The sequence below is a fragment of the Amycolatopsis sp. WAC 01416 genome (assembly GCF_003947485.1).
Taxonomy (GTDB): domain Bacteria; phylum Actinomycetota; class Actinomycetes; order Mycobacteriales; family Pseudonocardiaceae; genus Amycolatopsis.
Genome location: NZ_QHHX01000002.1, coordinates 624459 through 638713, shown reverse-complemented (window position 1 = coordinate 638713; position 14255 = coordinate 624459). Strand labels below are relative to the sequence as shown.

Here is a 14255-nt window from a genome sequence, read left to right as displayed (position 1 = left end):
CCGCCACCCGCGTTTTGCGGGACAATCGAACTCGTGGATGAGGAGCGCGAACGCGTGGATGTGATGTTGCTGGCCGGGACACGCCCGGAGGCGGTCAAGCTCGCGCCGCTGGCACTGGCTTTGGCGGAGCACCCGCGGCTACGGCCCTTCGTCGTCCACAGTGGACAGCATCAGGGCATGGTCGAACAGGCGCTGATCCCGTTCGGTCTGCCTGTCGACGCCTGGCTCGACATCCCGCCGCGCGCCACCGGAAGCCAGGCGGAACTCGTTTCCGGGGTGCTTCCCGCGCTCGACGAGCTGCTTCGGCGGGTCGCGCCCGTGGCGGTCGTCGTCCAGGGTGACACGACGACGGGACTGGCGGGCGCGCTCGCCGCGTTCTGGCTGGGTATCCCTGTCGTGCATCTGGAAGCGGGGTTGCGCACGCACGACCTCGCCGCGCCGTTCCCCGAAGAGGGGACGCGGCAGATGATCTCGCGCATCGCCGCCCTGCACCTCGCGCCGACGCCGTCCGCCGCGGCCGCGCTGCGCACGGAAGGTGTTCCGCGCCAACGGATCGCCGTCACCGGCAACACCGTCGTCGACGCCGTGATCGCGATCGCCGAACGTGATCTCCCGGCGAGGGACACCGCACTCGCGTTGCTGGAGATGGAGATCGCCGAAGCGGGCGAACGCCTCGTCCTCGTGACGTCACACCGGCGCGAGTCCTGGGGCGAGCCGCTGAGCCGCACGCTCGCGGCCATCGAACTGATCGTCGCGGAGCACAGCGACGTCCAGGTGTTGTTTCCGGTGCACCCCAATCCGGACGTGCGGGAGCAGGTCGTGACCGCGCTCGGCGGGACACCGCGGGTGACGATCACCGAGCCGCTCGAATACCCCGATCTCGTGCGCGCGCTGCGGCTCGCCGAGCTCGTCCTGACCGATTCCGGTGGTATCCAAGAGGAAGCACCGACCTTCGGCACGCCCGTCCTCGTGCTCCGAGACGTCACCGAAAGGCGCGAAGCCATCGAGGCGGGCTGCGCCTGGCTGGTCGGGACGGACACCGGCCTCATCGCCGACACCGCGGCGAAGATCCTGCGCGGCGATCTCCACCCGACGCACGCCGGAAACCCTTACGGGGATGGCAATGCCGCCGCGTTGTCGGTGGCGGCGCTGGAGGAGCTGCTCAACCTCGCCCCGGCGCCGCGCACCGCCGCCGAATCGCGCTAGATCGAGACGATCTGGACCGGCAGCGCCGGATTGGCGGAGAAATCGAGCGACGCCCGCGGCCGTCCGGCGGCGACCACGTGGGCACCGAGCGCGGCGATCATCGCGCCGTTGTCCGTGCACAGCCGCGGTCGCGGGACGCGCAGGGTGATCCCGGCCTCGGCGCAGCGCTCGGCGGCGAGTTCGGACAGCCTTGAATTCGCCGCCACACCACCGGAAATGACCAGCGTGTCCACTCCGTGTTCTTTGGCCGCGCGGATCGCCTTCATGGTCAGGACGTCGGCGACGGCTTCCTGGAACGACGCGGCGACGTCGTCGACGGGGATCTCCTCGCCGCGGCGTTCGGCACCTTCGACCCAGCGCGCGACCGCGGTTTTCAAGCCGGAGAAGGAGAAATCGAATTTCGCGTCACGCGGACCGGTCATCCCGCGGGGGAACGCGATGGCCGCGCCGTCACCGTTCTTGGCGGCCTTGTCGATGGGCGGGCCGCCGGGGTATGGCAGGCCGAGGACGCGGGCGACCTTGTCATAGGCCTCGCCCGCCGCGTCGTCCACAGTGGACCCGAGTTCGGTGATCTCGGACGCGATGTCGTCCACCAGAAGCAATTGCGTATGCCCGCCCGAAACGAGCAGGGCGAGGCAGCGGTCGGGCAACGGCCCGTGCTGGAGCGTGTCGACGGCGATGTGCCCGGCCAGATGATTGACACCGTAGAGCGGGATGTCGAGCGCGGCGGCGTACGCCTTGGCCGCGGCGACGCCGACCAGGAGCGCGCCGGCGAGTCCTGGTCCGGCGGTGACCGCGATGGCGTCCACATCGGACAGTTTCAGCCCGGCCTTGTCGAACGCGCGCTCGACCGTCGGGACCATCGCCTCCAGGTGCGCGCGGCTGGCCACCTCGGGCACGACGCCGCCGAAACGGGCGTGCTGGTCGACACTGGAGGCGACCTCGTCGGCAAGGAGTTCGACCGTGTCGTCGTCGTGCAGGCGGACGAGGCCGACACCTGTCTCGTCGCACGAACTCTCGATGCCCATGATGATGCGCGGCATCAGCCCGCCACCTCGTCTCGGACCTGGGCCCGCGGGCGGGCCATCGTGTAGGCGTCGGCGCCGGAAGGCTGGTAGTAGCGCTTCCGGAGGCCGATACGTTCGAAACCGTGCCGCTCGTAGAGCGTGATCGCCGCTTCGTTGTCGGTGCGGACCTCGAGGAACACCGGTGCGGCGAGTTCGTCCGCGCGGTCGAGGAGCGCCTTCAGCAGCGTGGTGCCGATGCCCTTGCGCTGGTGATCTGGGTCGACACCGATCGTGTGGATGCTCGTCTCGTAATCGCCGCGACGGCCGACGACGGCGAGCCCGGCGTAACCGATGACCTCGTCGCTTTCATCCGGACGGGCGACGAGATAGTGGCCGCCGGCGTCCAGTTCGGCGTGGAAGGCGTAGGCGGTCCACGGCGAATCGCCGGGGAAGAGGATCTTCTCTATCTCGACACAGCGGGAGATATCCTTGCGGCGTAAGGGTTCCAGCCTCACGGCGTGGTCACCTTCTTGCGCGCGGCCGGTTCGACGGCGTCCGGGCGGCGGAGGTAGAGCGGGGTGAGCGGGGCGGGCTCGTGGTCGAAGTCGGCCGCCTTGACCAGCCCGATGGGTGACGGGAAGCGCGGCTCGATCGGCTGGACGCCCAGGACATCCGCGTAAAGAAGGGCGCCGTCCCCCGCCGCGACCTTGATGGTGGTCTCGAGCTCGGCTGGGCGCTGAACGTGCGGCCCGTCGGTGCGAGAGCCGTCAGCCGCGTACGCAGCCCAGTAGACCTCGCGGCGCCTCGCGTCGGTGAGGACGAGGAAGGGCGCTTCGCCGGGAGCGACGTCGGCGGCGATCGCGTCGAGACTGCAAACCGGGTGGGCGGGGATGCCGAGGGCGTGGGCGAGCGACGCGGCAGTGGCCATTCCGGCACGAAGGCCGGTGAAGGGACCTGGGCCGACGCCGCAGACGATGGCGTCGAGGTCGCGAAGCGTGACGCCCGCGGCCTTGACGGCTTCGAGGGCGTGGGGCGTGATCAGCTCGCCGTGCGCGCGGGGGTCGACCGTGACGCGGTCGCCGCGCGACTCGAGGGCGTCTCCGTCCAGGGCGACGAGGCCCGCGGTGACCGCCGGGGTCGAGGTGTCGATGGCCAGTACCAGCACGGTTACCCAGCCTACGACCAGCGCCCCGGATCGCGTTTAGCGGGCTAAAGGCGATCCGGCGCCGGGGCCGCTCCCCTGCCGCCGGATCGCGTTTAGCCCGCGAAAGTCGCTCCCGCCCTCCAGCCCCCCGGAGCGCGATTAGCCCGCGAAAGTCGCTCCCGCCCTCCGGACCGCCAGAGCGCGTTTAGCCCGCTAAAGGCGCTCCGGCGGCAGGGTGTGAAGCAGGTCGCAGGGGTGCGGGTGGGCAGCGCGGTACGGTCCTGCGAGGGCCACGTGCCCCGGCCGGCGAAGTCGAGCAGGAGGTCACACGGTGCCCGATCGGTTGTTCCCCACGCTGGCGAGCGGCTCCGGCAAGGAGGCGCTCCGCTTCGGCGACACCTCCCTGACGTACACCGATCTGGCGGCCGTCGCCGGCACGCTCGCGCGCGACTTGCCGAGCGGCCGCGTCGCCATCTGGGCGACACCGACGGTGCACACCAGCATCGCCGTGGTCGCCGCATTGCTCGCCGGCGTCCCCGCCATCCCGCTCAACCCGAAGATCGGCGAGCGCGAACTCGCCCACATCCTCGCCGACGGTGAGCCCGTCCTCGTACTCGCCGAACCGGGCGCCGACCTGCCCCCCGGCCTCGACGGCCTGCCGCGCCGCGACATCCCCCTCGAAGGCGCACCTGTCGATCTCCCCGCGGAACCGGACGAAGAAGCCCCGGCGCTCATCGTCTACACCTCGGGCACCACCGGCCCGCCCAAGGGCGTCGTCCTCCCCCGCCGCGCGATCTCGACCACCCTCGACGCGCTCGAGGACGCCTGGGCGTGGACCGCCGAAGACGTCCTGGTCCACGGCCTTCCGTTGTTCCACGTACACGGCCTGATCCTCGGCATACTCGGACCGTTGCGACGCGGTGGCTCGGTCCGGCATCTCGGCCGGTTCTCCACCGAAGGCGTCGCACGCGAACTCGCCGCCGGGGCGACGATGATGTTCGGCGTCCCGACCATGTATCACCGCATCGCGGGCGAAGTCGGCGATGACCCGTCGCTCGCCGAGGCGCTGAGCGGCGCCCGGCTGCTCGTCTCCGGATCGGCCGCGCTGCCCGTCCACGACCACCAGCGCATCACCGCGGCGACCGGACAGCGGGTGATCGAGCGCTACGGGATGACCGAGACCCTCATGAACACCAGCATCCGCGCCGACGGCGAGCACGTCCCCGGCACTGTCGGCGTCCCGCTGCGCGGCGTCGAGCTGCGGCTCGTCGACGAGGCGGGAAAGCCCGTCGAAGAGATCGAGACCGTCGGCGAGATCCAGGTCCGCGGGCCGAACCTGTTCACCGAGTACCTCAACCGCCCCGACGCGACCGGAGCCGCCTTCGACGACGGCTGGTTCCGGACTGGCGACGTGGCGACCCGCGACGCGGCCGGATACGTGAAGATCGTCGGCCGGAAGGCGACGGATCTGATCAAGAGCGGCGGCTACAAGATCGGCGCGGGTGAGATCGAGAACGCGCTCATGGAGCACCCCGGTGTCGCGGAGGTCGCGGTGACCGGCGAGCCCGACGACGACCTCGGCGAGCGCATCGTGGCCTGGGTGGTGCCGGACGGTGAGCGCCCGACCGAGTCGGAACTCGCCGACCATGTCTCGCGCCTGTTGTCGCCGCACAAACGACCTCGGGTCGTCCGCTATCTGGAAGCGTTGCCGCGCAACGACATGGGCAAGGTCATGAAGCGGGCGCTCGGATGAACAGGCCGTCGGCGCGGTCCGTCGTCAAGGAGATCGCGACCGGTTTCGAGGATCTGGACGTTCCTCGTTCCGATGAGCCGGACAACGGGCCGATCGGCTGGCCGGGGTACCGCTCGGCACGCGAGGCCGCCGAGGAGCGGACCGGCGAGGACGAGTCCGTGCTCTGCGGGACCGCCGAGATCGGCGACGTCGAGGCGGTCGTGATCGCCTTCGAGTTCGGCTTCCTGGGTGGGTCGATCGGCCAGCGGACCGGTGATCGCGTCGAGGCGGCGTTCGCGCGGGCCGTGGCGTCGCGGTTGCCGGTGGTGTCGCTGATCGCGACCGGCGGAAGCCGCATGCAGCAAGGCATGCGCGCGCTCACGCAGTTGCAGCGCATCGCGCGGGCGGCGGCGGGCGCCCGGTCGGTGCCGCAGATCTCGGTGCTGTGTGATCCGACCACCGGCGGCGGCTGGGCGACACTCGGTGCGAGCGCCGATGTCGTTCTCGCGCTGCCTGAGGCCCAGGTCGGTTTCGCGGGCTCTCGAGTGCGGCCTGCCGGCGCGCCCGCTGAGGCGTACACGGCCGAAGCGAAGCTCGCGTGGGGCCAGGTCGACCGGATCGTGGCCCCCGCCGACCTTCCCGCGGTGCTTGAACGGTGGCTGCGCTTGCTGACATCGCCGACGACGGAAGCCGCCGAGCCGCCCGGCGCACTCGGAACGACGGACTTGCCCGACAGCGGCTGGGCCGCAGTCCAGGCGGCGCGCTCCGCTGAGCGACCGAGGGCCGCGGAGTACCTCGACACGTACTTCGACTGGCGTGAGGACGTCTCGGGCGACAGGTGCGGCGGAGTCGACTCCGGCGTCCTGTGCGGCTTCGGCTGGCGAGGCGGCCGCGCGATCGCGTACGCGGCGCAGTGCGGGACGCCGACGCTGCCCGCGGGCTTCCGGACGGCGGCGCGTCTGGTGCGGCTCGCGTCGCGACTCGGGATCCCGGTCCTCACCCTCGTCGACACCCCGGGCGCGGCGAACGACGAGGCTGCCGAGCAGGCCGGGGCAGGCGCGGCGATCGCGGAGTTGTTCGAGGCGGTCGCGAGCGCGGCCGTGCCGATCACGACGCTGGTGATCGGGGAAGGCGGCTCCGGTGGCGCGCTCGCGTTCGCGGCGCCGGGGTCGACCTGGGTGACGCCCGACGCATACTTCTCGGTCACCTCTCCGGAAGCGGCCGCGGCGATCCTCAAGCTGCCCGCGGATGAAGTCCCCGCTCTCGCGGACCGCCTGCGGTTACGCCCCCAGGACCTGGTCGACCTGGGAATCGCTCGCGCCGTGGTCGACCCAAATCGCGATTAGGGGGCTAAACGCAGGTCGGCCCGCAGATCGCGTTTAGCCCGCGAAAGTCGCTCCGGCGGTCCCGGGGCTCAGATCGCGTTTAGCCCGCTAAACGCAAGTCGGGCGTGCGGGACGTCCAGGTGCCGTGCGGCTCCAGGGTGACCATGCGGACGTCGTCTTCACGACGCTCCAGCCGCACGACGAGGTAGTCGTCCGAGAGGCGCTCGGCGGCCCCCTCGCCCCATTCGACGACGAGGGCGGACCGCTCCAGTTCGGTATCGAGGTCCAGGTCGTCCAGCTGCGAGAGATCCCCACCGAGCCGGTACGCGTCGACGTGCACCAGCGCGATCCCCGCCTCGCCCGCCGGATGCACCCTGGCGAGCACGAACGTCGGCGAGCTGACCCGCCCGCCGACCCCGAGACCGTCCGCGATCCCGCGAGTCAGCGTCGTCTTGCCCGCCCCGAGCGGCCCGGCGAGCAGCACCAGATCGCCCGCGCGCAGCGAACGTCCGAGCTCACGACCGAAATCCATCGTCGACTCGGGAGTCGGGAAAGCGAAGTTCATCAGCGTTGCCACCACCAGGTCCGCCGTTCGGAAGTCTCACCATCGGTGCCCGTGCACCGTTGCATCAGGTCGATCAGGTGGCTGTTCACCAGTTCGGGTTGTTCCAGCTGCACCATGTGTCCGGCGCCGCGGACGCGCACCAGCTCCGCGTCCGGCAGCTCCGCCGCGATCCGCTCGGCGTGCGCGATGGGCGTGAACCGGTCGGAATCCCCGCCGACGACCAGCACGTGCGCGTGCTTCAGCCCGGCGAGCGCGGCGTACCGGTTGTGACTGCCGAGCGTGTCGACGAAGTTCACGAGCCCGCGTACCGGCGTCACTTCGAGCATTTCCAGCATGAAGTCGACAAGTCGCGGAGACACGTCACGACTGCCGAAAGCCAGCCTCCGCACGGCTTGCCGGGTCAGCTGCCCGCCTGCCGCGCGCACGAACTCGACGAGTCCCGGCTGCCAGCCGGCCAGTCCGCCGACACCGCGCGTGAGGGGGTTGTACTTCGAGAGCAGTGATCTCGGCAGGCCCCGAGCGCCGACTTCGCCCGCTGCGGTCGCGATGAACGCGACACCGCAGACGCGGTCGTCGAACAGCTCTGGATGCTCCGCCGCGAGCTCCATGATCACCATGCCGCCCATCGAGTGCCCCATGAGCACGATGGGTCCCTCCGGCACCACCGAGCGCAGGACCATGTCGAGGTCGCGCGCCAACTGTTCGATGGTGCTGGTTTCGGCGGTCGCGGCGCCGGATTGCCCGTGCCCGCGATGGTCGAAGTAGACCTGACGCACCCGCGGCAGCTTCAGCGACGCGAGGTCTCGCCGCTGGAAGTGCCAGCAGCGCTTCGACAACGCGAAACCGTGCACGCCGACGACGGTCAGCTCCGGTTCTCCCCCATCGGCCGGATCGATCTCCTCTACCGCGAGCGGCGTGCCGTCCTCCGCCGCCACTGTCGAGGTCCGGTCCGGTTCAAGATCCCCCAACGGCTCGTCCACGAACGGATCCTCACTCTGCCGCCGCTGCTGTGCGGCGACGGCGATCGCGGCGGCGGTGCCGGTGGCGACCGCACCGACGCCGCCGACGATGGCCAGCAGTCTTCGTGAAGGTGTCACGAGCCTGCCTCCAGATACGTCCGGTGGATTCGCGGGCGGTACATCGAAGTGACGATCTCGTAGTCGATCGTTCCCAGCTTGTCGGCCCATTCCCTGGCCGTGGGCTCGCCGGACGTGCCCTGGCCGAAGAGGATCACTTCGCTGCCGACGGCCGGTTCGTCGTCTCCGCAGTCGACGATCAGCTGGTCCATGCAGACGCGGCCGACGACCGGCCGTCGCTTCCCCGCGAGCAGGACGTCCATCCGCCCGGACAGCGACCGCGGCACACCGTCGGCGTATCCGACCGGGACCAGCGCGAGGGTGGTGTCGCGTTCGGCCGTCCAGCTGTGGCCGTACGAGACCGATTCGCCGGCCGGGATCCGCTTCGTGAGCACGACGGACGATTTGAAGGTCATCGCCGGACGCAGATCGTCGGCGGTGGGCACCGGGTTCAGCCCGTAGATCGCGATCCCGGGGCGGACGAGGTCGAAATGGAGGTCGGCTCTGGTCAGCACGGCGGCGGAGTTCGCGATGTGCCGCATCGGGGTGAGGCCGGCCGCACGGGCGATGTCGTAGGCCTCATCGAACCGCTTCGCCTGCGCGTCGATGGAGGGATGGCCGGGCTCGTCGGCGCAGGCGAGGTGCGACCAGATGGCGACGACCTCGATGAGCGGCTTCGCGGCCGCGGCGGCCTGGACCAACGCCAGCCATTCCGCAGGTGGGCAGCCATTTCGGGACAGCCCGGTGTCGATCTTGAGGTGCACCCGCGCGATCGCGTTTAGCCCGCTAAAGTCGCTCGCCCGGCGCGCGCCGTCGGCCACGCGGGCGAGCTCGTCGAGGGAGCTCACGGCGACGTCGATGTCTTCGGCGACCGCGGGTGCGAAGTCGGCTTCGGGAGTGTCGAGCCAGCTGAAGAGCCGGACCCCGATCCCCGCCCGGCGCAGCGCGAGCGCCTCGCCGAGGGAGCAGGTGCCCAGCCAGGTGGCCCCGCCCTCGATGGCGGCACGGGCGACCTCGAGGGCTCCGTGCCCGTAGCCATCGGCCTTGACGATGGCCATCGTCTGGGCACCGGCGGCACGGGAAGCGAGCAGGACGACGTTGTGCCGGATGGCGGACAGGTCGATGACGACCTCGGCACGCGGGAAACTGGCGGTCATAACGACCACCAGTTTCCCACGAACCGGCTCAGGACAGGCGCGCCCCGTCGGTGGCGGAGAACACGTGCAGCTCGTCGGGACGGATCCGCAGGTGCAGGGTGTCGCCCATGACCGGCGGCTTGCGCGGGTCGACGCGGGTGACAACGTTCGACTTCGAGCCCTCGGCGTCGGTCTCGGCGAGCTTGCCGTAGACGTACGCGTCCGAGCCGAGCTCCTCGACGAGGTCGACCTTGATCGGCAGCGTGCCGTCTTCGCTGGTGGTCACCTCGAGCGACTCCGGGCGGAAACCGAGGGTGACCGTGTCGCCGTCGGCCTTGGCGAGGATCTCGCGGGTCAGCGGCACGCGCGCGCCACCCAGCTCAGCACCGTCTTCAGTGAGCTTCGCGGTGACGAGGTTCATCGCGGGCGAGCCGATGAATCCGGCGACGAAAGCGTTTGCGGGCCGGTCGTACAGGGCGCGCGGGGTGTCGCACTGCTGCAGGAGACCGTCCGAGAGGACCGCGACCCGGTCGCCCATCGTCATGGCTTCGACCTGATCGTGCGTGACGTACACGGTGGTGACGCCGAGGCGGCGCTGCAGCGCGGCGATCTGCGTACGGGTGGAGACACGCAGCTTCGCGTCGAGGTTCGACAGCGGCTCGTCCATGAGGAAGACCTGCGGCTCACGCACGATGGCGCGGCCCATCGCGACACGCTGGCGCTGACCGCCGGAGAGCGCCTTCGGCTTACGGTCGAGGTAGTCCTCGATGTCGAGCAGCTTGGCCGCGTCGAGCACCTTCTGCTTGATCTCCGAAGCCGGACGTCCGGCGATCTTCAGCGCGAAGCCCATGTTCTGGCCCACGGTCATATGCGGGTACAGCGCGTAGTTCTGGAACACCATCGCGATGTCGCGGGCGCGCGGCGGCAGCTGCGTGACGTCGCGGTCGCCGATCCACACGGCGCCTTCGTCGATGTCCTCGAGGCCGGCGAGCATCCGCAGGCTGGTGGACTTGCCACAGCCGGAGGGCCCGACCAGCACGAGGAACTCGCCGTCGGCGATCTCGAGGTCGAGTGCGTCCACGGCGGGCCGCTCGGAGCCCGCGTAGCGCCGGGTCGCCTTGTCGTAGGTGATCGTGGCCATCGGTTCAGTCCTCTTTCGGTTTCGCGGAAATGCCGTGCCCGAGTTCGCGGGCTTCGAGATGCCGTCGCCGGATCCGGCGCCCCGCGGCGCTGTCCGCTTCGGTCGGCTCGAGTGGGGTGTAGCCGTGCTGTTCCTGCCAGCGGGGAGGTTCCGTGCTGGAAGCGAGGGCCCAGGCCGCCTGCCGCGCGGCACCGACCGCGACGTACTCGGCGACTTCGGGGATGACGACGGGCACGCCGAACACGATCGGCGCGACCGCGCGGACGGCGGCCGACTGCGCGCCGCCACCGATCAGGAGCACGCGGCGGACTTGGAGTCCCTGCTCGCGCAGGGCGTCGAGACCGGCGGCAAGGCCGCACAGCATGCCTTCGACGGCGGCGCGGGCGAGGTTCTCGGGCGTCATGTTCGCGCGGGTCAGGCCGAAGAGCGTGCCGTTGGCGTCCGGGAGGTTCGGCGTCCGCTCGCCGTCGAGGTATGGCAGAAAGGTGAGGCCGCCGGCACCGGGCGCGGTCGCGAGCGCCAGCTTGTCGAACTCCGCGAGTTCGACGCCGAGCATCGCGGACGTGGCCGTGAGCACGCGGGCCGCGTTGAGGGTGCAGGCCAGCGGAAGGAAGCGGCCGGTGGCGTCGGCGAATCCCGCGACGATGCCGGAGGGGTCGGCGCTCGCGGTTTCGGAGACGCCGAAGACGGTGCCGCTGGTGCCCAGCGAGACCACGACGTCGCCGGAGGCGAGTTCGAGACCGAGCGCGGCGGCCATGTTGTCGCCGGTGCCTGCCGAGACCAGGATCCCGTCCGGGGTGTGGCCCGCGGCTTCCGCGTGGCCGATGACCTTGGGCAGTTCGGGCGTGCGGCCACCGAAGGCGTGGGCGAGGAGATCCTTGCGGTATTCGCCGGTGGCGGGCGAGAAGTAGCCGGTGCCGGAGGCGTCACCGCGGTCGGTGACCGGCTCGGCGCCGTCACCCAGCAGCCGCCAGGTCAGCCAGTCATGCGGAAGCAGGACGCGGGCGACGCGATCGGCCAGTTCGGGCTCGTGCTCCGCCATCCAACGCAGCTTCGTGACGGTGAAACTGGCGACCGGCAGCGAGCCGACGGATTTCGCCCAGTTCTCGGGACCGAGTTCGACGCCGACTTCTTCGGCCGCCTTCGCGGACCTGGTGTCGTTCCACAGCAACGCGGGCCGGACGACTTCACCCGCCTCGTCAAGGGTGACCATGCCGTGCTGCTGACCGCCGACGCCGATGGCGCCGACGCCGTCGAGCAGGCCTCCCGTGGCCTCGCGGAACGCGTCCCACCACACGGCGGGGGCGACCTCGGTGCCGTCGGGATGCGAGGCACGGCCGGTGCGGACGATTTCGCCGGTGTTCGCGTCGCAGACGACGACCTTCGTCGACTGGGTCGACGAGTCGATTCCGGCGACCAGCTCAGAACTCATATTCCGGGCCCTCCGGTGCGCATTCGACCTGCTCGATGGCGGTTCCCGCGGTCAGCGCCGCCTCGATCTCCTCGGTCGGCGCCTCTTCGTCGGTGATCAGGAGGTCGTAGTCGCCGATGTCGCCGTACGCGTAGGTGGCGGTGCGGCCGAACTTGGAGTTGTCGACCACCAGGACACTGCGGTCGGCGGTGCGCAACGCGGCCTTCTTGAGCTCGGCGTAGTCCTGGACCGGGTGGAACAGGCGGCCGACCGCGACCGCGGCGACCGAGACGAACGCGATGTCGGCGTGCGTGCGGTCGAGGAACGCGATGACGTCCGGGCCGGCGCACGAGTCGAACTCGTGGTGGTAGCGGCCGCCCGCCAGCACGACCTCGACACTCTTGGCCGGGCCGAGGATGCGGGCGGCTTCGAGCGAGTTGGTGATGACGGTGAGGTCTTCGATCCGGCCGAGACGGCGGACCAGCGGGAAAAGCGTCGTCGAATCGTCGACGAAGACGGTCTGGCCGGAGTGGACGTGCGCCGCGGCGGCCTCGCCCAGCGCGTCCTTCGTGGCCTGGTTGAAGGTGTCACGGAACCGGGCTGCCGACTCCATGGTCGTCGCGGGGTACGCCTCGACCTTGCCGCGGAGTTTGCGGAGGAGCCGGCGCTCGGCGAGTTCGTCGAGGTCGCGGTGCATCGTCATGAGGCTGACGCCGAACCGGGTGGTGAGGTCGTCGATGCGGACTTCGCCGGTGGCGATGACGTGGTCGAGGATCTCCTGGCGTCGCTGCTCGACGGCGGCGTCCGAAGGCCTGGTCTTAGACATGGGCGACACCGTTCACGACCCGGACCATCGCGGTCTCGGCGGGGTGGGTGTCGGCGCTCACACCTGCTTCTTACCAGATTATTCGCCTGGAGTTAACACGTAACTCGATAACTCCCGCATTTTTCTCGCCTCGCCCTCTGACCCCGTCGTGTCGCCTTTAGCGGGCTAAGTGCGCTCTGAGGGCACCCGCCCGCAGAGCGCACTTAGGGGGCTAAAGGCGCGTCGGCGCCCTGGTCAGGAGGCGAGAGACCGAGCCGACCGGATGGCGTCCGGGATCGCGGCGAGGATGCCGGACGCCGAGGTGGGGGCGCCGTCGGCGGCCAGCGAACCGGCGAGCGAGTGGACGTGCGCGGCGGCACCGGCCGCAAGCCACGGGTCGAGCCCGGCGGCCAGCAGCGCGCCGACCAGACCGGACAGCACGTCCCCCGAACCGGCCGTCGCGAGCCACGATCCCCGCGGCGTGTTCACCAGCGCGCGCCCGTCCGGCGCCGCAACCACCGTGCAGTACCCCTTCAAGAGCACGACCGCGTCGTACTTCCGCGCGGCCGAACGCGCCGCCGCGACCCTGTCCGCCCCCGGCGGCGAACCCATCAGCCGCTCGAACTCGCCGGCGTGCGGGGTCAGCACGAGCGGCGTGTCGGGATCGCGCGCGTCGAGCACGTCGGGCGAACCCGCGATGATCGTCGTCGCGTCGGCGTCCGCGCACACCGGCACGCCGCGGCCGAGCACGAACCGCAGCACGTCCCGGCCCTCGTGTCCGGTGCCGATCCCCGGGCCGACCACCCACGCCTGCACCCGGCCCGCGTCGGTGACCGAACCCGTCGCGATGACCTCGGGCCAATGGCCTCGCACCACGTCCGCGGCATGACCGGCATACCGCACCAGCCCGGACGTCGCCCGCACCGCCGCACCGGCCGCGAGCACGGCCGCCCCCGGATACGTCGCCGATCCGGCGGCCACCCCGACCACGCCCTGGCTGTACTTGTCGTCACTCGGACCGGGCATCGGCCAGGCGGCGGCGACGTCCGCCGTGTCGAGTCGCTGTAGGTCGGGCTTACTGAGCCGGAGTCCGATGTCCACCAGCGACACCTCGCCGCAGGACGCGGGCGCGAGGGCGTGCACCGGTTTGAGCGCGCCGAAGGTGACCGTCCGGTCGGCCACGACCGCCGGACCGTCGACGGCGCCGGTGTCCGGATCCACCCCGCTCGGCAGATCCACGGCCAGCACCGGCGAACTCACGTGCTCCAGCAGCGCGGCGGCGTCCGGCCGCAAAGGCCCGCGCGCCGAGATACCGACGATCCCGTCGACGACGAGATCCGCCCGGCTGATCCACTGTGGACCGTCCTCAAGGGACACGATCTTGCCACCGGATCGCTTCAAGGCGGCCAAACCCGGGCCATGCGCGCGTTCAGGCTTCAACAAGATCGCCGAGACGGCCACATTGCGGCGACGCAAGAACGCACCCGCCCACAAGGCGTCACCGCCGTTGTTTCCCGATCCGACGAGCAACGTCACCCGCCGCCCCGACACCGAACCCGTGTGCTCGGCCAGCATTTCGGCGGCGTGCACCGCGAGACCGAAAGCCGCTCGCCGCATGAGCTCGCCGTCAGGAGTGACGGCGAGCAACCGGTTCTCCGCCGCGCGAATCCGTTCCGTGGTCCAGATTCCCTGCACGACGCCTCCGGT

General features: G+C 70.7%; 13 protein-coding genes. 3 read left to right on the top strand and 10 right to left on the bottom strand.

Annotation, left to right across the window (positions count from 1 at the left end; genetic code table 11):
- The first annotated feature begins 54 nt into the window (after positions 1-54).
- On the top strand, positions 55-1206 hold the full coding sequence (gene wecB, locus DL990_RS07400) for a non-hydrolyzing UDP-N-acetylglucosamine 2-epimerase (RefSeq protein WP_125789072.1): 1152 nt from the start codon (positions 55-57) through the stop codon (positions 1204-1206).
- Here the strand turns inward: wecB and tsaD are convergent.
- The 3 genes from tsaD to tsaB are packed head-to-tail and all read right to left on the bottom strand — an operon-like array spanning position 1203 to position 3378.
- Positions 1203-2249 (bottom strand): tRNA (adenosine(37)-N6)-threonylcarbamoyltransferase complex transferase subunit TsaD, encoded by a 1047-nt coding sequence (tsaD, locus tag DL990_RS07395; RefSeq protein WP_125788863.1) that lies wholly within the window; start codon positions 2247-2249, stop codon positions 1203-1205. The genes wecB and tsaD overlap by 4 nt on opposite strands.
- On the bottom strand, positions 2249-2728 hold the full coding sequence (rimI, locus tag DL990_RS07390; protein ID WP_125788862.1) for a ribosomal protein S18-alanine N-acetyltransferase: 480 nt from the start codon (positions 2726-2728) through the stop codon (positions 2249-2251). Before rimI ends, tsaD begins: the two co-directional genes overlap by 1 nt.
- Positions 2725-3378 carry a tRNA (adenosine(37)-N6)-threonylcarbamoyltransferase complex dimerization subunit type 1 TsaB gene (tsaB, locus tag DL990_RS07385; RefSeq protein WP_125798224.1) on the bottom strand — a complete coding sequence of 218 codons (654 nt, stop codon included), beginning with the start codon at positions 3376-3378 and terminating at the stop codon, positions 2725-2727. Before tsaB ends, rimI begins: the two co-directional genes overlap by 4 nt.
- Before the next feature lie 310 nt (positions 3379-3688).
- On the opposite strand from tsaB, the gene DL990_RS07380 reads away from it, so the two are divergent.
- Both DL990_RS07380 and DL990_RS07375 read left to right on the top strand, forming a co-directional pair.
- Positions 3689-5110 carry an acyl-CoA synthetase gene (locus DL990_RS07380; RefSeq protein WP_125798223.1) on the top strand — a complete coding sequence of 474 codons (1422 nt, stop codon included), beginning with the start codon at positions 3689-3691 and terminating at the stop codon, positions 5108-5110.
- Positions 5107-6435, top strand: coding sequence for a carboxyl transferase domain-containing protein (locus tag DL990_RS07375; protein WP_125798222.1), 1329 nt, complete (start codon positions 5107-5109; stop codon positions 6433-6435). The genes DL990_RS07380 and DL990_RS07375 overlap by 4 nt, the downstream gene beginning before the upstream one ends.
- Positions 6436-6514: 79 nt before the next feature.
- Here the strand turns inward: DL990_RS07375 and tsaE are convergent, their stop codons facing one another.
- The 7 genes from tsaE to DL990_RS07340 all read right to left on the bottom strand — a co-directional run bounded on the left by tsaE (position 6515) and on the right by DL990_RS07340 (position 14243).
- Positions 6515-6979 (bottom strand): tRNA (adenosine(37)-N6)-threonylcarbamoyltransferase complex ATPase subunit type 1 TsaE, encoded by a 465-nt coding sequence (gene tsaE, locus DL990_RS07370; protein WP_199746246.1) that lies wholly within the window; start codon positions 6977-6979, stop codon positions 6515-6517.
- Positions 6979-8076, bottom strand: coding sequence for an alpha/beta fold hydrolase (locus DL990_RS07365; protein ID WP_199746245.1), 1098 nt, complete (start codon positions 8074-8076; stop codon positions 6979-6981). Before DL990_RS07365 ends, tsaE begins: the two co-directional genes overlap by 1 nt.
- The gene (gene alr / locus DL990_RS07360; RefSeq protein ID WP_125798221.1) at positions 8073-9212 is read right to left on the bottom strand and encodes an alanine racemase; all 1140 of its coding nucleotides are present in this window, start codon (positions 9210-9212) and stop codon (positions 8073-8075) included. The genes DL990_RS07365 and alr overlap by 4 nt, the downstream gene beginning before the upstream one ends.
- Before the next feature lie 28 nt (positions 9213-9240).
- Complete coding sequence (locus DL990_RS07355; protein WP_125790041.1) at positions 9241-10332, bottom strand: ABC transporter ATP-binding protein; 1092 nt, start codon at positions 10330-10332, stop codon at positions 9241-9243.
- Between the two features lie 4 nt (positions 10333-10336).
- Positions 10337-11764: a xylulokinase gene (gene xylB / locus DL990_RS07350; protein ID WP_125798220.1), complete on the bottom strand. Its 1428-nt coding sequence runs from the start codon at positions 11762-11764 to the stop codon at positions 10337-10339.
- Positions 11754-12569 (bottom strand): DeoR/GlpR family DNA-binding transcription regulator, encoded by an 816-nt coding sequence (locus DL990_RS07345; protein ID WP_125788854.1) that lies wholly within the window; start codon positions 12567-12569, stop codon positions 11754-11756. Before DL990_RS07345 ends, xylB begins: the two co-directional genes overlap by 11 nt.
- Positions 12570-12803: 234 nt before the next feature.
- Positions 12804-14243, bottom strand: coding sequence for an NAD(P)H-hydrate dehydratase (locus DL990_RS07340; protein ID WP_125798219.1), 1440 nt, complete (start codon positions 14241-14243; stop codon positions 12804-12806).
- Positions 14244-14255: the final 12 nt, after the last annotated feature.